Consider the following 18,971-nt stretch of genomic DNA (forward strand, 5'->3'; position numbering starts at 1 on the left):
CCGAGGACACGGCCGATGACCGACACCCTTGAGAAGACCTCCGCCGCGACCGCCCCGGACGAACCGGAGACCCGGATCCGCACCGGCGGCGTCACCCGCGCCGAACTCACCACCCTGGCCGGAGCGTTGGGCGGATCGCTGGGCCTGGACTGGCTGTTGTACGAGCGGCTGCTGCCGTTCAGCGGAGCGTTCGGCTTCCTGCTCTGCTGGTACCTGCTGTTCCTGGCCTTCTTCGCCGGAGCCACCGCCCTGCAGTGGGACGGCCGGCTGGTCCGGGAGCGCCTGGTCACGGTGCTGGCCTGGACCTCGGGCCTGCTGGTGATCGGACTGATCGTGGAGCAGATCGGCTACCTGCTGCTGCGCGGGGTGAGCGCGGCCAGCCATCCGAACTTCTTCACCGAGTCGATGGCCACCACCGCGCCGCTCTCCCCGATCACCTCCGGCGGCGCGCTGCACGCGATCATCGGTTCGCTCGAACAGCTCGGCCTGTCCACCCTGTTCGCCGTCCCGCTGGGCATCGCCGCCGCCGTCTACATGTCCGAGGTGGGCGGCCGGTTCGCCCGGCCGGTGCGCACCCTGGTCGAGGCGATGACCGCACTGCCCTCGATCGTGGCCGGGCTGTTCGTGCTCGGCGTGGTGATCCTCACCCTGGGCGTGGACCGGTGCGGTTTCGCTGCTTCGCTGGCGCTCACCGTGATGATGATGCCGATCGTCACCCGGGCCGCCGAGGTGGTGATCCGGCTGGTGCCCGGCACCCTGCGGGAGGCGTCCTACGCGCTCGGCGCCAGCCAGTGGCGCACGGTGTGGAACGTGGTGCTGCCCACCGCCAGGCCCGGCCTGGCCACCGCCGTGGTGCTCGGCATGGCGCGCGGCGTCGGCGAGACCTCGCCGGTGCTGCTGACCTCCGGCATGACCGCGTACTTCAACAACAACCCGTTCTCCGGGCAGCAGGTCAGCCTGCCGCTGTACATCTGGAACTACGTCCGCCAGCCCTACCCCGACATGGAGGCCCGGGCGTTCGCGGCCGCGCTGGTGCTGATGGTCGTGGTGCTGGTGCTGTTCGTCATCGCCCGGGTCATCGGGCGGGCGCGATGAGCCGGCCGACAGACACCCCTTCCGCTCCCGTACCGACCGACCACCCCAGAGGAGTCCCCATGCCGTGGGCATCCGCTCACCGGCCGCACCGGGCAGCCGCCCTGCTGCTCGCCCTGCTGCTGCTCGCCGCCTCGGCGGCGCTCGGCCGGGCGACCCCGGCGTACGCCGCGACCTCGCTCAACGCGGAAGGCTCCAGCTGGGCCGGCCCGGCCATCGACCAGTGGCGCCAGGACGTGGTGCCGCAGGGCATCCAGATCAACTTCAATCCGTCGGGGTCGGCGGCCGGCCGGAAGACCTGGGCGGCCGGGCTGAACGACTTCGTCGCCTCCGACGTCCCGTTCCGCTCCAAGCCGGACACCGGTGCGGGCGGGGCGATCGGCGGCTCGGGTGCGGCCGGGGCCGAGCGGGCGGTGTACGGCTACTCGTACGTGCCGATCACCGCGGGCGGTACCGCCTTCATGTACAACCTGGTGGTGGCCGGGAAGCGGGTCACCGACCTGCGGCTCTCCTCGGACACCCTGGTGAAGATCTTCACCGGCAAGATCACCTACTGGGACGATCCGGCCATCACCAAGGACTACGGCCGGGCGCTGCCGCGCCTGGAGGTCAGCCCGGTGGTCCGCTCCGACGGTTCCGGTGCCACCGCGCAGTTCACCCGCTGGATGCAGCACACCCACCAGGCCGAGTGGGAGGGGTACTGCAAGGCGATCAACGGCATCAGCTGCGGTGACTACACCGAGTTCTACCCGACCGTCCCGGGGATGACCGCGCAGAACGGCTCCGACGCGGTGGCCAACTTCATCAAGTCCCCGGGCAACGTGGGCACCATCGGCTACGACGAGTACGCCTTCGCCAAGCGCAGCAACTGGCCGGTCGTCAAGGTGCTGAACGCCGCCGGGTACTACACACTGCCGACCGCATCGAACGTCGCCGTCGCGCTGACCGCCGCCCGGATCAAGGGAGTTGACGACGCGACACCGGCCAGCGACCCGAACTTCCTGCAGCAGAACCTGGACGGCGTCTACAGCATGGCCGACCCCCGGGCCTACCCGGTCTCCAGCTACAGCTACCTGATCGTGCCGCGCCAGGGCGTCGCCGACCCGGTGCCGCCCCGGTTCAACGACGCGAAGGGCAACGCGCTCAGCAAGTTCATCTCCTACGTGCTGTGCGCGGGCCAGGGACAGGCCGACAGCCTCGGCTACTCGCCGATCCCGCGCAACCTGGTGCGTGGCGGGATGCTTCAGGTCGGCCACATCCCGGGCAGCGCCAGCCCGGTGAACCCGGAGACGCTGGCCAACTGCGGCAACCCGACCTTCGACAGCTCCGGGCAGCTCACCGTGCTGGTGAACGCGCCGCAGCCGAGCCCCTGCGACAAGGCCGGCGCCCCGCTGGACTGCGTGGTCAGGGACGGCAAGCCGGTCAGCTCCGGAACCGGCGGTACGACCGGCGGCAACTCCGGTGGCAGCAGCGGCGGTTCGACCGGTGGCGGGAGCGCCGGCGGGGGCACGGGCGGTACCGCGGGTGGTACCGCCGGCGGTACCGGGGGCGACCCGGACGCGGCCCCGCCGGTGATCGACCCGCAGACCGGACAGGTGGTCGGCTCGGGTGGCTCGGGCAGTGGTTCGGGCAACCTGACGGCGAGCACGGTGGAGGTCGGCAACCGCAAGGACGAGTGGCTGCTCAGCACCCTCACCGCCCTCGAACTGCTCGCCGTGGTCGCGATACCGCCACTGCTCGGCGGCTGGCTGGCGGCCCGCCGCCGCAACCGGGGAGTGGCCCGATGAGCGCCCCGACGCTGGACCGGCCGGTCGGCACCACGGAGCCGGCTCCGCCGCCGCGGGCCGCCCGCCCGCCCGTGTCGGCGGCCCGCCGCCGGGTGGTGCAGGCGGGCTGGGCGACCAGCTCGCTGGCCGGTCTGGTGCTGGGCTTCGCCGTCTACCTGCCCGCGCTGTCCGGGTTGCAGGAGCAGCACTCGCAGGCCGCCGCGTACAAGACGCTGCGCGACCAGTTCGCCAAGGCGGTCGCGCCCACCGGTCCCACCACCGACGGTGCGCCGATGGCGATGCTGGACATCCCGGCGCTGGGTCTGTACGAGACCGTGGTGGTCGAGGGCACCACCGGCCGGGACCTGATGCGCGGCCCCGGCCACCGGCGGGACACCGTCCTGCCGGGACAGCACGGCGTCACCGTGCTGTTCGGCCGCCGGTTCAGCTTCGGCGCCCCGTTCGCCCGGATCGGTGAACTCCGGGACGGTGACCGGATCGAGGTGACCACCGGTCAGGGCCGGGCCAGTTACGTGGTCAACGAGCACGGCGACGCCGGCCACCCGCTCACCGACCAGGCCAAGGACCGGCTGGTGCTGGTCACCGGCGACTCGGACTGGATCTCCTCCTCGACCGTGATGGTCGGTGCCCGGCTGCTCGGCGACCCGCAGCCCAACTCCGGTACCCGGGGCGTGCTCCGGCCCACCGACAAGGCGCTGGCCGCCGACCGGGCCGCCCTGCCCGCGCTCCAGCTCTGGGCGCTGGCCCTGCTCGCGGGCGTCACGCTGTCCACCCTGGCGGTCCGGCTCTGGCACCGCTGGGCAGCCTACCTGTGCGCGGCCCCGGTGCTCGGGACGCTGCTCTGGAGCTGCTACGAGAACGCCGCCGCCCTGCTGCCCAACCTGTACTGAAGCGCCGAACCTCTACCGAAGGACCACCGGGATGACCGACGCCATCGACACCGCCGTACTGCCCAGGATCGAAGACTCGCTGTACGGCATCGAGACCCGGGGCGTCTCGGCCTGGTTCGGTGACCGCAAGGTGCTGGACCGGGTCTCGCTGAGCATGACGGCCGGTCAGGTCACCGCCCTGATCGGCCCGTCCGGCTGCGGCAAGTCCACCTACCTGCGGATCCTCAACCGGATGCACGAGATGGTCCGCGGCTCGGGGCTGGCCGGTGAGGTGCTGCTCGCGGGCACCGACATCTACGCCGCCGGGCGGCGCCCCGCCGACGTCCGGCGGCGGATCGGCATGGTCTTCCAACGGCCCAACCCGTTCCCGGCGATGAGCATCTACGACAACGTCGCCAGCGGGCTCAAGCTGGCCGGGGTCAGGACCGACCGCGAGCACCGGGACCACCTGGTGGAGAGCAGCCTGCAGGCCGCCGGACTCTGGCAGGAGGTCAGCAACCGGCTGCGCTCGCCCGGTGGTTCGCTCTCCGGCGGGCAGCAGCAGCGGCTCTGCATCGCCCGCTCGCTGGCCGTCTCGCCGGACGTCCTGCTGATGGACGAGCCCTGCTCCGCGCTGGACCCGACCTCGACCCGGCGGGTCGAGGAGACCATCGCCGAGCTGCGGGGCCGGCTGACCATCGTGATCGTCACGCACAACATGCAGCAGGCGCAGCGGGTTTCGCAGTCCTGCGCGTTCTTCCTGGCCAGCCACGACACCCCGGGCCGGATCATCGAGGCGGGCCCCACCGACCGGCTGTTCGGCGCTCCGGCCGACCAGCGGACGGCGGACTACGTGAACGGCCGGTTCGGCTAGGCGAGTCGGAGCCGACTGCGGATCAGCGCCAGGCGGCGGACCCGGCGACCTGCGGGCGCTGCTGGGCGGGGACGTGCGGGCGGTCGACCTGGTGGTCGGCGCCGAGGTGGCTGCCGACGGCGGCCTGGGCCCGGCGGGCCAGCAGGCGGCGGTCGGTCCCGTCGGTGGGCATCGGGGAGTGGAAGACGAGTTCGGCGACCAGGCCCCGGGTGCCCAGCACCCGGCGGATGGACGGCAGCAGTTCGTCGTCGCCGACATAGCCGGGGGCGGTGCAGATCCGGCCGTCGGCCAGCCGGTAACGGACCGTCACGGGTTGGACGGGGACCGCCGCGTCGATCGCCGCCTGGAACGCCGCCCGGCGGAACCGGCCGCCCGCCGCGCCGCACCAGGTGCTGCCTTCGGGGAAGGCCGTCACCGGGCGTCCGGAGCGCAGTACGGCGGCCATCTCGCCAACCGTGCCCGGCAGTTGGCGCAGGCTCTCGCGTTCGATGAAGACCGTCCCGCCGCGCCCGGTGAGCGACCCGAGCACCGGCCAGGTCCGGACCTCGGTCTTGGCCAGCATCGGCCCCGGCCGGACGGCGGTGAACAGCACGATGTCCAGCCACGAGATGTGGTTGGCCACCCGCAGCACGGCGCCCGCGGCGGGCGACCCGACTACCCGCAGCCGGACGCCCATCCCGGCCAGGACCGACCTGGTCCAGAACCGGAGCAGGCCGTCCCGGAGCCGGGGCGCCCGGTCCCAGCCCCGGGTCAGCACGACCACGGCGATCCCGGTCAGCAGCACACCGACACAGCCGATCCCGCGCAGCAGGCGCAGCGGTGCGGGCACCGTCGGCCCGGGATCGGCCAGACAACTCTCCGGCGTACAGGGCGCGGTGGGGAGCCAGCTGCTCATGGCGTGCTCACGCGCCCGTTCCGGCCGACAGGAAGTGCCGCAGGTAGCGCGGGTCGGTGCGCTCCAGCGAGAGCAGCACGTAGAGGTCGGCCACCCCGAAGTCCGGGTCGTACGCGGGCTCGCCGCAGACCCAGGCGCCGAGGCGCAGGTAGCCGCGGAGCAGCGCCGGGATGGTGGCCCGCTCGGGCCGGACGACGCCGGTCGGGTCCCAGGGGCGGTGCGGGGTGACCCGGTACTCGGCCGGGGCCAGGTAGCGGGCGGCCATGGTGTCCCAGACCCCGGCCGCGGTGGCGCCGCCGTCGGCGAGCGGGACGGAGCAGCAGCCGGCCACCCAGGTGTTGCCGGTGTCGACCAGGTAGCGGGCGATGCCGCCCCACATCAGGTTGATCACGGCACCGTTGTCCCGGTGCCTGATGTCGATGCAGGACCGGCCCACCTCGACCAGGCCGGGCCGGACGGCCGCCAGGTTGCTCAGGTCGAACTCGGTCTCGGAGTAGAGCCGCCCGGCCCGGGCCGCCGCCTCCGGGCGGAGCAGCCGGTAGGTGCCGACCACCTCGCCGGTCTCGTTCTCGCGCACCAGCAGGTGGTCGCAGTACTGGTCGAACGGGTCGATGTCCAGGCCGGCCACCGGGGTGTCCAGGAGCGCACCCATGCCGCCGGCGAAGACGTCGTGCCGCAGCCGCTGGGCGGCGCGGACGTCCGCCTCGTCGGTGGCCAGCGAGACCGAGTAGGCCGGGGCGGCGGTGCTGCCGGCCGGTCGGGGGGAGGCGGGTCGGGTGACGGTGGGTCGGGTCACGGTGGGGGAGCTGAGAGCGGTACCAAGGGCCATGACGGGGTTCTCCCAGGGCTTGGGTCGAGCGTGGCGATCGGTGCTGCCCTATGTCTCTCCAGATTGGTTGGCGTTCGTATGGCCAGCCGGGAGAGTGGAGATGTGGACCTGTTGAATGCACCGGTGCGGCCTGCCGTTCAGCGCGTCCGTTCAGCGCGCCCGACGGCGGCGCGGAGAAGCAACATTCGTGCCAGAAACAGTAGTTTGCGTACGTCGGGGCCGTCCGGGAGGGTGGCGTCGGCGCGGTGGCCGGCCAGCACTGCCGACTCGGTGCGGGACAGGGTGCCCGGCGGCCGGTGCAGCAGCGCGCCCGGGTGGTGCAGATCGTGCAGCAGGCCGGAGCCGCCCCCGGGGCCCGACACCGGCCGGCCGGCGTACGCGACGAACCGGCCGTCCGGCGAGCAGCGGAGCACCCGGGGCCATTCGGCCGCGGTGGCCAGATGGGGCGGTACGGGCACCGGGGCCAGGCTGAGCTGGTCGTAGAAGTGCACCCGGCCCTCGCTCGGGGCCAGCCCGCCGACCACCTGCCAGGCCGGTACGGCGAACAGGTTGCGCAGTCGGGGGGTGTCCCGCCGGACGGTCGGCCGGGGTAAGGCTCCGTCCAACTCCCAGAGCGTCAGGCCGCCTTGGCGGCCCGAGCCGAGCAGTCGGCCGGTGCCGGCGAAGGTCAGGTCGAGCAGGCGGCCCGGCTCCTCGGGGACGGTGGCCGTGCCGAGCACCGTCCGCAGGCCGGTGTCGGCCAGGACCAGCCGACGGCCGTCGGAGAGCACCAGGCGGTCGCCGTCCGGCGCCACCGCGAGCAGCTCGGCGTTGGCCAGCCCCCACGGCTCCAGGCCGACCTGACGCAGCTGCGAGTGCCCGCCGTCCACCAGTGCACCGTCGTCCACCAGTGCCCCGGGGCTGAGCCGGAGCCCCGCCACGTACCCGGTGCGGGTGGGCACCAGCCGGGCGGCGGCCACCGCCGTGCCGGCCGCCAGCAGTTGCGGACCGGCGGCCGAGTGCCGGACCAGCTCGAAGTGCGGGTCGTCCCCGCCGACCCGGCGGGCGGCGACCACCTGGCCGGGCCCGAGGCAGGCGACGGAGGAGTGCCCGGCCGCGCCGTGGTGCAGGGCGGCCCGGCCGTCGCCGACCAGGTCGAGGGTCTCGATCACCTCCTGCCGGGTGCCGTGGCCGGGTGTGGCCAGCGCGAGTGCGGGGTTCCCGTGGGCGAACGAGACGTGGTCGGCGTCGAGCAGCTGCCACCCGGCGGGGAGCCGGACGGTGGCTGGCGCGACCGCGCGGGCGGCGGCCGCCGCCGCCCGGKGGGCGTCGAGCACGGTCAGCCGGTGCAGCAGCTCCCGGTCGGCGGGGTCCGGCGGGCTCCAGCCGGCCGACGGCAGTCGCGACGCCAGCGTGACGGCGTCCACCACCGGTGCGGCGCAGGTGAGTTCCCAGTAGGCGGGCCAGTCCTGCTGCCGGGCCAGCTCGGCGGCGCGGACCTCGACCGGCACGGGTGGCGGGGACCAGAGCCCGCCCGTGGCGGGGGCCGGGACCGGCGGCGTGCGGTCGGCTGCCCGGAGCGCCTGCCGCTGCCCGTCCAGCGCGCGGAGCAGAGCGACCCGGTAGGTCTCCGGGGCGCTCTGGCCGAGTCGCTGCCAGAGTGCCACCGCCGCCGCTCCGGCCTGCACGGCCTCGGCGGGTCGGCCGGCCTCGGTGAGCAGTCTGCGGAGCTCGGCCAGGGCAGTGGCCTGCGCCTCGGACGCGGGCTCGGCCGTCGTCCGGTAGAGCGCCACCAGCTGCTGGCCGGCGACCACCGCCTCGTTCCAACGTCCGGCCCTGGAAAGGTCGTTGCGCAGACCGAGCAGTGCACGAGCCAGGTCCGTCCGGTGTGCGGCCGGGCCCTCGGCCGCCAGGTCCCGCCAGTGCGCCACCGCCTCCCGGGCCGGGTCCAGGTCGTCCGCCTCACCGATGCCGCGCAGCGACAGCCCGGCCGCGTCGGTCAGTGCGGCCGCCAGCCCGACCCGGTGCGCGGGGTCCTGCTCCGCGAGGCGGCGGTAGCGCTGGACCGCCTGCCGGTTCGCCCGGTGCGCCTCGCCCCAACGTCCGGCCCGTTCCAGGTGGTTGGCGTGGGCCGCCAGTGCGGCGGCCAGTCCGGGTTCGAAGTCGGCTCGCTGCCGAAGCAGTTCGACCGCCTGGGCCTGGGCGGTGACGGCCTCGTCGGCCCGCCCGGCCACGCCGAGCCGGTCCGCCAGCGCGGCGAGCGCCCGCGCCAGCCGGTACTCGTACCGGGCCGGTGCGGCGGCCACCAGGTGGCCGAGCAGTTCCACGGTCCGCCGCGCGGCCTCCACCGCCTCCGGGTCCCGGCCCAGCTCGCCCAGGTGGTCGGCATGCTCCGCGTGCAGCCGGGCGTGCGTGGTGAGGTCGTCGGTGCGGGTCAGGCGGTGGGCCAGCAGACGCACCGTCACGGCGGCCCGGCCCGGGATCAGGTCGGCCGGTGTCGGGAACGGCAGCTCGGCGAGGATCTGCTCGAGTAACTCCGGGTCGATCTCCGGGAGTTCGGCCAGTGCGGCGAGTCCTGGGCTGCCCGCCGCGACCGCCAGGCCGGGGTCTGCGGCCAGCAGTGGGAACAGGCAGTTCGGGCCGACGTGCGGCCAGCGGGCCGCCGCCGCAGCCAGCACGGTGACGGACCGGCCGGGCCGCCACCCGCCCCGGGTGAGCGCCACCGCGGTGGCCGGAGCCCACGGCTGGGCAGGGTGGTCGGCCGGGTGGCCGGGCAGGGTGAGGGCGAGGAAGTCCTCGGCGAGGCGGTCCGGAGCCAGTGCGTTAAGGACGCTGCCGGGGCCGGGCGGCGGGTAGCAGGCCGCGTGGTCGGCGAGCAGCGCGGCGGTCGGATGTCCCAGACCCAGCGACTCGATCAACTCGGCGCCGGTTCCGTCGGGTTGAGGGCCGGTCAGGGTGGCGGCGAAGACGGTGCGGTTCATCACCCAGGGCGGGGAGCTGAACCGCCCGGGTCTGAGCTCCCGGTGCAGCCGGGCCCAGTTGAACTGCTCGCGGTCGAGCAGGTAGACGGAGAGCCCGGCCGGATCGGCGGGCGCCCGGCGGCCGGTGGCGTACGCGTCCACGGCGACCAGCGCGGCCATCTGGACGGCCAGGGTCAGCCCGAAGTCGGGGTGGTCCAGCTGCACCGGATCGGCGGGCGGCCGGACGCCGTACCGCTCGGCGAAGGCGGCCCGGGCCGCCCGGAACACGGTGACCCGGTCCGCGGGCGGCAGCGGGGCCAGGGTCTGCCGTGAGCTGTCCGCGAAGGCGGACCGGAGCGCGGACGGGGTGTCGGCACCGCGCGCCAGCAGCAGCACCCTGGTCGGCAGGCCGTCCTGGTGCAGCAGCGCATTGCCGAGCAGCAGGGCGAGCCGGCTCGGAGTCCAGAGGTCGGCCCGGTCGACCAGCAGCAGCAGGCCGACGGCGCCGGCCGGCCGCAGGTCCGTCCGGCCCGGTGGCGGCAGGACGGCGGCCGGGCCCTCGACGGCGGTCAGTACCCGCCAGCCGGACTCTGCCAACTCACCGGCCAGCCGGTCGGCGATCCGGGTCTTCCCCTGTCCGCCCGGGGCGTGCAGCCAGCGGGCCGCCGCCGGGGGACCGGCCGTGCACCACTGCCGTAACTCGGCCAACTCCCGCTCCCGGCCGGTGAATCCGACCACGGCGGACCTGGCGTCCAGCAGCCGGCTCGGCTGCGCACCCAGCCAGGCGTCGTCGAGCCGGGCCGCCGGGCGCCAGTGGGCCGGCAGGTACAACGGAACGCCCTCGGCGGACACGTGGACATCGGCGCCGAGCACCCCGTACGCGGTCCCGCCGGTGAGGGTGCTCGTGCCCGGCAGGAGATCCGGCCCGGCCGAGCGCGCAGCATGCTGCAGCCCGGCCGCCACCGACAACACGGACGATTCAGTCAACATCTGGGCCCCGATCAGATGTGCACGTGCGACCCGCCCCATGCTGCCACCCGGCACCCGCCGTCGCAGGCGAATGGGACGCCTGGTGCGGGGCGGTTGCCGGACCGGTGGACAGCAGGGGCCGCGATGGCGGAGGGTGCACTGCATGTCAGATCACTCGCCGCAGGGCCTGCCCGCCGGATACCGAACCCGCGCCGCCACGACGGCCGACCTCCCGGCGATCCATCAGCTGGTGGTGGTCTGCGAGGAGGCGCTGTACGGAGCGGCCGAGACCGACCTCGACACGGTCGCCGCCGACCTGGCCCGTCCCGGTCTGATCCCGGAGCTGGACACCGCGCTGGTGCACGGTCCGACCGGCGAACTGGTCGGCCGGGCCTGGGTGGACCGCCGCTCCGAGGTGGACGTGCACCCCGCTCACCGGGGTCTCGGCATCGGCGCCGCGCTGCTCGACTGGGTCGAGGCGCGGGCCCGCGCAGCGGGTACGGAGTGGGTGGTGCAGACCGTCCCGGACAGTGATCTCGCCGCCGTGGTGCAGGTGCGCGCCCACGGGTACCGCCCGATGGTGATCAACTGGCTACTGGGGATCGAACTGCCCACCGAGCCGATGGTCCCGGAGCCCGCGCCGGGCATCACGGTGCGGCCTTTCCGGCCGGGGGACGAGCACCCGGCGTACCTGCTCACGGAGGACGCCTTCGACGAGTGGCAGGCCCGGCGGAAGTCGTACGAGGAGTGGGCCCTGCTCGCTGTCGACCGCGCCACCTTCGCACCGGCGATGTCCTCGCTGGCCTTCGCGGACGGCGAGCTGGTCGGCGCGGTCCTCGCGTTGGACGTGCCGGACTCCGACGAGGGGTACGTGGAACGGGTCGCGGTCCGGCGCGACCAGCGGAACCGGGGGATCGCCCGGCTGCTGCTCCAGCACACCTTCCGGGAGTTCCACCGGCGGGGCAGGCGTGGTTGTACGCTCTGGACGCACTCGAAGACCGGTGCGCTGACGCTGTATCAGCGGGTGGGGATGACGGTCCGTCGCAGCTCGACGGTGTACCGGAAGCAGCTCGTCGGCGAGTAGCTGCGGCTGCGGTTGCCGGGCTGCCCAGGGGGAAGGCAGGAGAGCATGGGAACACTTGTCGGAGCGGCCGTCGCGGGCCATCCAAGGATCGCCGCGCTGTACGAGCGCGACCTGACCTGCCAGACGCTGGGGATCGCCCTTGACGAGGTGTCGACAGGCAGGGCGCTGATGCGGATGCGGGTGACCGCGAGCATGGTGAACGGCCACGGGATGGCGCACGGCGGCTACCTGTTCCTGCTGGCCGACGCGGCGTTCTCGTACGCCTGCAACAGCTACGGCCCGGTCACCGTGGCGCAGGCGGCGCAGGTCACCTTCCTGGCCCCGGCCGCCGTCGGCGACGAGCTGGTCGCCGAGGCGGTGGAGCGGGTGCGGTCCGGGCGCACCGGCATCTACGACGTGACCGTCCGTCAGGCCGATGGGAAGGCTGCCGGGAAGGCCGTCGCGGAGTTCCGTGGGCAGAGCGTGATCCTGGCCGGGAAGCCGCTCGGGGACTGACTGAAGCCCTCGCCCTGCCAGCAGGGCGAGGGGCGCGCGGTCAGGAGGGCGGGCGCTCGTCCAGGACCTGCTGGAGCTTGCCGGTGCGCGGGTTGGTGACCAGCTCCGACGTCGGCACCCACTCGATGCCCAGGTCGTGGATGGCCCCGGCTGCCACCTCGGCCGGGAAGACCGGGCGGGCGGCGTAGACGGCCTCGACCAGTTGCCGGCTCAGCTCGGCGGGCGGCTCGTTGACGTACCCCAGCCGGAGGATCAGACCGTCCCGGCCGTCCCAACGGCGGTGCACCATCTGCATGCCGACCATGAAGTGCTCCGGGTCGTTGTCCACGAGCACCGCGCGGACGTCCTCGATCGGCATCGCGACCATCCCGACCCGGCCGCCCTCCAGGGACCGCCCGAGCAGCCGGAACCGCTGCCGCTCGGGGTCGACCCACTCGGCGCGGTCGCCGGCCGGATACCGCAGGATCGGCATCAGGGTGCGGAACAGGTTGGTGACCAGCAGCCGTCCCGGCACACCCGGGGCGGTGATCGGTTCGCCGGTCACGTCGTCGACGAGCTCCACCAGGGTGCGGTCGGGGAACGCCTCGTGCACCCGGACGTCGTCGCCCGGCACCGGCTGCCCGACCAGCCCCGCGTCGATCGAGGCGTAACCGATCGAGGCGACGGCCGCCTTGGGGAAGGCCCGGGACAGGATCGGCCGCAGGTCGGTGAAGAGCAGATCGCCGCCGAAAAGAAGCAGTTCGACGGAGTCGAGGACCTGGCCGCGCTCGATGAGATGTTCGGCGACGGCGGCCAGCTTCATCGGCACCCCCGCGAGCACGTTCACGCCGAAGCTGGTGATCAGGTCGACGATGTACTCGCTGGACGCGGCGGCGCCGACCGGCAGGCGGACGTTGTCCACCGGAGCGTGGTGCAGGGCGCCCTCGATGTAGAGGAACCCGCCGTAGAGTTCACCGGCCCAGAACAGGTTGGCCACCCGGTGACCCGGCTTCAGGCCGGCCCGGACGATGCCCGCGCCGAACGCGGTCACCGAGTCGGCGTGCTCCGCGCGGGACCAGACCGAGAGCTTCGGGGTGCCGGTGGTGCCGCCGCTCTTGTAGACACCCGCGTCGGTCAGCGGCCCGGTCAGCAGGCGGTTGTCCGGCCAGCAGTTCGCCTCCCAGAAGGCGGTCTGGTCGATGATGGGGAGCTGGGTGATGTGCGAGACCACCTGCGGTACGTCGCGGTACGCCTCCGCGTAGAACGGCGAGTGGGTCCGGGCGTGGTCGACCAGCTGTTGCAGCGATTTCGAGGGCACGGTCTCTCCTGTCCAACGGGCTCGGTGACTAACGGACTTCGGGTCGGCCGACCCAGGTGCGGGCCAGCGCCTGCACGGTCGAGCCGTCCCGGTCGGCGACCTTGTGGTCCAGGTACTCGGCGGCCCACTCGTTGGCCGGCACCCGGAACGGCGGCCGCTCGGCGCGCAGGGTTCGGACCACGACCTCCGCCACCTCCTGGGACAACTGGCCGGCAGCCGCCCAGCCCTGGCTGCCGATCCAGGCGACGTAGTCCGCGAAGGTGGCTGCGTACGGTCCCGAAGCGGCCTGTACGGTCTTGCGGTTGATGTCGGGGAAGATCCCGAACGAGGTGTCCCGGACGAAGCCCGGCACCACCACGGACACTCGTACCCCGTGCGCCTCGGCGACCGGTGCCAGACTCTCCATGAACCCCTCGACGGCGAACTTGGCTGCGCAGTAAGCCTCGTTGAACGGCTGGCCGACGACCCCGTGCACACTGCCGATGGTCACCAGCCGCCCCTGGCCGGCCCGCAGCAGCGGCATCGCGGCCCGGCTCACCTCGACCACGCCGAAGAAGTTCACGTCCAGGTTGGCCCGCAGCGCCGCCATGGTGGACATCTCCATGGTGGGGTCGAAGTTGGAGATCCCGGCGTTGTTGACCACCGCGTCCAGCCGCCCGTACGTCTGCTCCACGCCGTCGATGCAGGCGGCGACGGAGTCGGCGTCGGTGACGTTCAGGCGACGGACGTCCAGCGTGACACCGGCGTGCTCGGCCGCTTCCAACAGCCGCTGGGCCCGGTCGGGTTCACGCATGGTCGCCACCGTGGTGAAGCCGGCCCGGGCCGCCGCGACGGCGGTGGCGAGGCCGATGCCCGAGGAGGTCCCGGTGATCAGCACGATCCCGTGTTCGGCCGTCATGACGCGTTGTCAGCCAGGGCCGGGGCGGTCCCGGCCGCCTGGTCCTGCTCCCGGGCGGCCGCGTCGAGCAGTGGTTGGACCCTGATCGCGGGCAGGAACGAGCAGGCCGCCAGCAGGGTGCCGCCCGCCATCGTGACCCGGGCCGCGTCGAGGATGCCCAGCGGGCCGGTGAGCAGCGTGACCGCCACGCCGCCGACCAGCGCGGCCAGCGGGATCACGCCCCAGGTGAAGGTCCGGAAGGCCGCGTGCATCGCGCCCTGGTGCTGGGCGGACATCCGGGACTGCCGGATCGGCGCGCTGCAGACATTGATGCACGACATGAAGAAGCCGTAGCAGCCCATCGTCACGGCGATCACCGGCCCGGTCGGCAGTGCAGGCGCGGCGAGCACGCCGAGGCCGACCAGGCAGTGCAGCAGCAGTGCCCAGGCCAAGGTCCGTCCGGTGCCCAGCCGTTCACTGATCTTCGGGGCGACCACGGCCCCGACCAGTGCGCCCACCGCCGCGACCGACATGGCCGCGCCGAAGACGGCGACCGAGGCGCCGAGGCCCCGGTACGCGAGCACCGGGAGCACGGTGACGAAGATCGGCCCGCCACAGTTCAGCGTGATGGCGGCCAACACCACCCGCCGCAGCACCGGGTCCGACCAGTTCAGCCGGAAGCCGATGGTCAGCCGCTGCCAGACCGAGCCGGTCGCGACGGTCTTCTCGCCCCAGGACGGCATCGAGCGGAAGCACAGCGCCGAGACCAGGTAGCTGGCCGCGTCGACCAGCAGGGCGGCCACGCCGAGCGCACTGTAGAGACCGGCCGCGATCGAAGGCCCCGCTACCTCGGAGACCGAACGGCTGCCCTCCAGCCGGGAGTAGGCGCGGACCAGGTGCTCCTTCTCCACCACGGCGGGGACGGCGACCAGGTAGCCGACCGTGAAGAAGATCGTCGCGCCGCTGATCACCGCCACGCAGCCGAACAGCAGCGGCGTGGACAGCCAGTCCAGCCAGTACGCCAGCGGGATGACCGCCACCGCGAGCAGCCGGACGAAGTCGCAGCCCAGCATCGTCCAGCGCTTGTCCCAGCGGTCCACCAGGACACCGGCGACGGGCCCGAGCAGCGGGATGCCGAGGTACTGGGCCATCGCCACGATGCCGACCTGGAGGGCGCTCGCGTGCAGCACGAAGATCATCACGGTCGGGACCACGAAGACCGTGATCCGGTCGCCGACCGTGCTGATGGTCTGTCCGAACCAGTACAGATTGAACCCGCGTCCCAGCGAGACCGGCAGGTGCGGCTTCACGAGTCCTCCCGGAGAACGAGGTTGGCGGTCTTGCCGGTCCGGTCGTTGCTGATCAGCGCGTCCACCGTGCGGACCCGGAAGGACTCCGGGTCGTGCTGGAAGGCGGTGCTCAGCGTGAAGGTCGCGGAGAGCAGCTCGGTGCGGATCCGCTCGACGTCCGGCGCCGCGCCTCCGCCGGTCAGCAGCAGGAGGTCGACTCCGGTGGCCCGGCCCTGCTGCTGGGTGAGCAGGATCTGAGCCCGGGTCACACCCGGCTCCTGCTCCACCCGCCCGATGATCTCGTCCACGTGCAGCCCCAGGCCGCGCACCTGCACCACGCTGTCCCGGCGGCCGAGCACCCGCATCGCCCGGCCCGGACGGCCGCACGGGCAGGCCGTCAACTCCCCGGCGTCGCCCGTCTGGTAGCGCAGCACCGGGTTGAGCATCTCCGGGTTGAGGGTGGTGAAGTCCAGCAGTCCGTCCGGGCCGACGTGCACCAGCTGCTCGGGCAGGGTGTGGAAGGTGTCCTCCGGGCAGTCCGGGGAGTTGGTGCCGACCACCCAGGTCTCGGTGCTGCCGAACATGCCCCAGCGGCGTGCGTCCGGCGCCACCGCGGCCATGTCCTCGTCCAGTTGGGGCTGCCAGGCCTCGCCCAGCCAGAGCACCTTGCGCAGGGCCGGGAGCTTCACTCCGGCGGCCCGGGCGTTGGCGAACCACAGGCGCAGTACGCTCGGCGTCCCGCCGATCGCGGTCACCCTGCGCGCCGCGAAGAAGGTCAGCCAGTCGGCGTACTCGTCCTTGGTGACCGAGCCCACGGCGAGCACCTGGCAGCCGCACAGGTCGGCCAGCGCGGCGGCGAGGAAGTGCGCGCCCCACATCCGGCCCGCACCCCAGGCGTTGACGAAGACGTCGTCGCGCTCCAGCGGCCGCCACCGGGCGTACACCCCGGCCATGTAGAAGCCGGTGGGGGCGTAGCCGACCTTGGGCGCGCCGGTGCTGCCGCCGCTCTGGAACAGCCAGGTGGCGCCGGTCTCGGCCTTGGGCTCCAGGTGCGCGAGGGCGACGTTCAGGTCGTCCTTCATCATCGGTGGCAGCGCGGCGAGGTCGCCGAGCGTACGCAGCCGGCCGACACCGGCGTAGCGCGGCGCCAACTCGGGCACCGTCCGCAGCAGTTCGAGCGAATGGCGGGCGACGCGCAGCTGCGGTTCGGCCGCCTCCGGCGTCAGTGAGAACAGCTCGGTCATTTCGGGTCCGCCTCTGCGGTGCGGTTGGCCGACCACTTCGCGTGGGCATCCCGGTAGGCGGCGAACCGGGCTTGGGTGATGCCCCGTTGGATCGTGCGGTGCGGATCGTCGAGGTCCGGGGCGATCACCCCGTCGGGTTCGAGCTCGGAGAACCAGAACCGCTCCCCGTCGTGCAGGAAGTCGACGCAGAAGAACGGCATCGGCAGCCGCTCGGCGAAGTACGCGGTGGCCTCGGCCAGTTCGGCCGGGATCTCGGCGAACTCCATGGTGCCGCCCCGGCTGGCGTTGGCCACCGGCGAGCCGGCCTCCGGGGTCCGCTTCAGCACGGCGTACGGCCGGCCGTCGATGACGTAGACCCGGTAGTCCACCGTGCCGTCGCCGAGGTAGGGCTGCACCACCAGCGTGGTGTCGCCGCCCTGGGCCAGGCTGGCCAGGCCCCGGATGTCCTCGGAGCTGCGGGCCAGGTTGATCCCGCCGCCCCCGCACCAGCCGGCCGGTTTGACGATGGCCGGGTAGGTCATGTTCGCCAGCGCCACCTCGTAGAGATGCTTGCCGACGTCCCGGCCGGTGCCGATCCGGATCGACGGGATCGGGGGCACCGGGGAGCCGTCCAGGTGCAGCAGGGTGGCCAGCTTGTCGTTGCCGATCAGCGACATCTTCGGCGGGAAGGGCAGGTAGAAACCGGCCTCCTCCAGTACCGCGTACAGCGCGTACTGGTTGAAGATGTCCATCGACTGGTAGGGCAGCGAGTAGAGCGCGGTGACGAACAACGTGTCGTGCGGGCTGACCGGTTCGTCGTCCACGTAGACCCGGGGCGCGCCGCGTACCGTGCCGTCCACGGTGATCGCGTCGGGGGAGTGTCTGGTCCAGCGCATGCCCTGCTGCTCGGCGACCTCCTCGTAGAGGTCCCAGAAGTAGTGCTTCCACATGGCGCCCGTCCGGGTCGACTCCCGGTCGGGGAAGATCCAGCACATCCGGCGCAGCGGGCCGGTGTCGTGCTCAGGAGTTGGGTTCACCGAGGGTCCTTCCGGGGGTCGGGGAGAACGATCCGCCGGGCTGCTCGGACCACCAGCGGCGGCCGGGCTCCGGGAGGGTGTCCAGCGGGTCGTAGTAGGGGTGGCGCCGGTCCAGCGGTGCGTCCAGGCCGGCGTCCCCGGCCTGCCGGACCTCGAGTTCGGTGCGGTAGTTCTTCGTCCAGTACGAGATGCCGCGGAGCCGGTCGTACGCCACCGCCTGGTGCACCCAGCGCTTTCCGACGTCCGGTACGTCGCAGACGATCCGGGGTGTGGCGTAGCCGGGCAGGTAGCCCATGATCGCCTCCTGCAGTCGCTGCGCCTCGTGCATCGAGGTGCGCCAGTGCTCGGAGTTGGGGATCATGTCGCACAGGTAGAAGTAGTAGGGCAGGATGTTCGCCTCGCCCTGGAGGGCGAAGCAGAGGTCGAGCAGGTCCTCGGGGGTGGCGTTGACGCCGCGCATCAGCACACCCTGGTTGCGGACGTCCCGGATGCCCACGTCCAGCAGCGCCCGGGCCGCCTCCGCGACCAGCGGGGTGACCGACTGGATGTGGTTGGCATGGGTGTGCACGGCCAGGTTGACCGACCGCCGGGCCGCGACCCTCGCCACCCGGCCCAGCCCGTCGAGCACCTGCGGCTGCAGCCAGTGCTGCGGCAGGCCGACCACCGCCTTGCTGGCGAGCCGGATGTCGCGCACCGAGCCGAGCTCCAGCAACTGCATGAGGAACGACTCGAGTTGGGGCCAGGGCACGTTGGCGAGGTCGCCGCCGGAGACCACCACGTCGCGCACGACCGGGGTGCGCTTGAGGTAGTCGAGGATCTGCTCCTGCCGGTCGGCCGGCCGGAGCACTAGTCTGGTCTTGGTGACCTGGGGCGTGGAGTTGCCGACCAGGTCCATCCGGGTGCAGTGCCCGCAGTACTGCGGGCAGGTGGAGACCAACTCGGCCAGCACCTTGGTGGGGTAACGGTGCGTCAGGCCCTCCACCACCCACATCTCGGCCTCGTGCAGCGAGTCCCGTTCGGCCTTGGGGTGACTCGGCCACTGGGCCTGCCGGTCCGCACGCACGGGCAGCATGTAGCGGCGGACCGGGTCGGCGAAGAACGCCTCGGTGAACGACACCGGGTCGGTCGGCGCGTACGGCGCCATGGTGTTGAGCATCTGCGGCGGCAGCAGCATCGACATCATGGCGAACTCGGCCTGGTCGGCGGCCAGTTCCTCGTAGAACCGGTCGGTGAGCAGCTCGCCGACGACAGCCCGCAGCTGCCGGGCGTTCTTCACACAGTGCGCCCGCTGCCACTGGGCGTCTCGCCACTGCTGTGCGGTGACGTGGCGCCAGCCCGGCAGCCTGCGCCAGTCCGGCTCGGCCAGCACGGTCCGTACGTACTGGTACGGCTGCCGGATCGTCTGGAGACCCATC

Annotated in this window: 15 protein-coding genes; 6 read left to right on the forward strand and 9 right to left on the reverse strand. The window is 72.9% G+C overall.

The features are described from left to right. Positions 1-15: 15 nt before the first annotated feature. The 4 genes from pstA to ACXJMZ_RS03500 are packed head-to-tail and all read left to right on the forward strand — an operon-like array spanning position 16 to position 4,622. A complete protein-coding gene (pstA, locus tag ACXJMZ_RS03485) occupies positions 16-1,095 on the forward strand; it encodes a phosphate ABC transporter permease PstA (RefSeq protein WP_457028477.1) in 1,080 nt (359 codons plus the stop codon). 59 nt (positions 1,096-1,154) lie between these two features. After that, positions 1,155-2,879 (forward strand): substrate-binding domain-containing protein, encoded by a 1,725-nt coding sequence (locus ACXJMZ_RS03490; protein ID WP_457028478.1) that lies wholly within the window; start codon positions 1,155-1,157, stop codon positions 2,877-2,879. Continuing rightward, a complete protein-coding gene (locus tag ACXJMZ_RS03495; RefSeq protein ID WP_457028479.1) occupies positions 2,876-3,769 on the forward strand; it encodes a sortase in 894 nt (297 codons plus the stop codon). The genes ACXJMZ_RS03490 and ACXJMZ_RS03495 overlap by 4 nt, the downstream gene beginning before the upstream one ends. A gap of 31 nt (positions 3,770-3,800) precedes the next feature. Further along, the gene (locus ACXJMZ_RS03500) at positions 3,801-4,622 is read left to right on the forward strand and encodes a phosphate ABC transporter ATP-binding protein (protein ID WP_457028480.1); all 822 of its coding nucleotides are present in this window, start codon (positions 3,801-3,803) and stop codon (positions 4,620-4,622) included. Between the two features lie 22 nt (positions 4,623-4,644). On the opposite strand, the gene ACXJMZ_RS03505 is transcribed toward ACXJMZ_RS03500, so the two are convergent. The 3 genes from ACXJMZ_RS03505 to ACXJMZ_RS03515 all read right to left on the reverse strand — a co-directional run bounded on the left by ACXJMZ_RS03505 (position 4,645) and on the right by ACXJMZ_RS03515 (position 10,275). Continuing rightward, entirely contained in the window at positions 4,645-5,517 is an 873-nt protein-coding gene (locus ACXJMZ_RS03505; protein WP_457028481.1) for a lysophospholipid acyltransferase family protein, read from the reverse strand. A 7-nt stretch (positions 5,518-5,524) separates the two neighbouring features. Then, positions 5,525-6,346 carry a GNAT family N-acetyltransferase gene (locus ACXJMZ_RS03510; RefSeq protein ID WP_457028482.1) on the reverse strand — a complete coding sequence of 274 codons (822 nt, stop codon included), beginning with the start codon at positions 6,344-6,346 and terminating at the stop codon, positions 5,525-5,527. 137 nt (positions 6,347-6,483) lie between these two features. After that, positions 6,484-10,275, reverse strand: a complete 3,792-nt coding sequence (locus ACXJMZ_RS03515) for a hypothetical protein (protein ID WP_457028483.1) — start codon at positions 10,273-10,275, stop codon at positions 6,484-6,486. A 142-nt stretch (positions 10,276-10,417) separates the two neighbouring features. Between ACXJMZ_RS03515 and ACXJMZ_RS03520 the strand changes: the two genes are divergently transcribed. Together ACXJMZ_RS03520 and paaI are read left to right on the forward strand one after the other, a co-directional pair. Continuing rightward, the gene (locus tag ACXJMZ_RS03520) at positions 10,418-11,338 is read left to right on the forward strand and encodes a GNAT family N-acetyltransferase (RefSeq protein WP_457028484.1); all 921 of its coding nucleotides are present in this window, start codon (positions 10,418-10,420) and stop codon (positions 11,336-11,338) included. Positions 11,339-11,383: 45 nt separating this feature from the next. After that, a complete protein-coding gene (gene paaI / locus ACXJMZ_RS03525; RefSeq protein ID WP_457028485.1) occupies positions 11,384-11,833 on the forward strand; it encodes a hydroxyphenylacetyl-CoA thioesterase PaaI in 450 nt (149 codons plus the stop codon). A 40-nt stretch (positions 11,834-11,873) separates the two neighbouring features. Here the strand turns inward: paaI and ACXJMZ_RS03530 are convergent, their stop codons facing one another. The 6 genes from ACXJMZ_RS03530 to ACXJMZ_RS03555 are packed head-to-tail and all read right to left on the reverse strand — an operon-like array spanning position 11,874 to position 18,970. Then, the gene (locus ACXJMZ_RS03530; RefSeq protein ID WP_457028486.1) at positions 11,874-13,130 is read right to left on the reverse strand and encodes an AMP-binding protein; all 1,257 of its coding nucleotides are present in this window, start codon (positions 13,128-13,130) and stop codon (positions 11,874-11,876) included. A 28-nt stretch (positions 13,131-13,158) separates the two neighbouring features. Continuing rightward, positions 13,159-14,028: an SDR family NAD(P)-dependent oxidoreductase gene (locus ACXJMZ_RS03535; protein ID WP_457028487.1), complete on the reverse strand. Its 870-nt coding sequence runs from the start codon at positions 14,026-14,028 to the stop codon at positions 13,159-13,161. Further along, positions 14,025-15,317 (reverse strand): MFS transporter, encoded by a 1,293-nt coding sequence (locus tag ACXJMZ_RS03540; protein WP_457028488.1) that lies wholly within the window; start codon positions 15,315-15,317, stop codon positions 14,025-14,027. Before ACXJMZ_RS03540 ends, ACXJMZ_RS03535 begins: the two co-directional genes overlap by 4 nt. Continuing rightward, entirely contained in the window at positions 15,314-16,540 is a 1,227-nt protein-coding gene (locus ACXJMZ_RS03545; RefSeq protein ID WP_457028489.1) for an AMP-binding protein, read from the reverse strand. The genes ACXJMZ_RS03540 and ACXJMZ_RS03545 overlap by 4 nt, the downstream gene beginning before the upstream one ends. Next, complete coding sequence (locus ACXJMZ_RS03550) at positions 16,537-17,556, reverse strand: ATP-grasp domain-containing protein (protein ID WP_457028490.1); 1,020 nt, start codon at positions 17,554-17,556, stop codon at positions 16,537-16,539. Before ACXJMZ_RS03550 ends, ACXJMZ_RS03545 begins: the two co-directional genes overlap by 4 nt. After that, complete coding sequence (locus ACXJMZ_RS03555) at positions 17,540-18,970, reverse strand: KamA family radical SAM protein (RefSeq protein WP_457028491.1); 1,431 nt, start codon at positions 18,968-18,970, stop codon at positions 17,540-17,542. Before ACXJMZ_RS03555 ends, ACXJMZ_RS03550 begins: the two co-directional genes overlap by 17 nt. Position 18,971 lies beyond the last annotated feature (1 nt).

Source organism: Kitasatospora sp. P5_F3 (genome assembly GCF_054049135.1).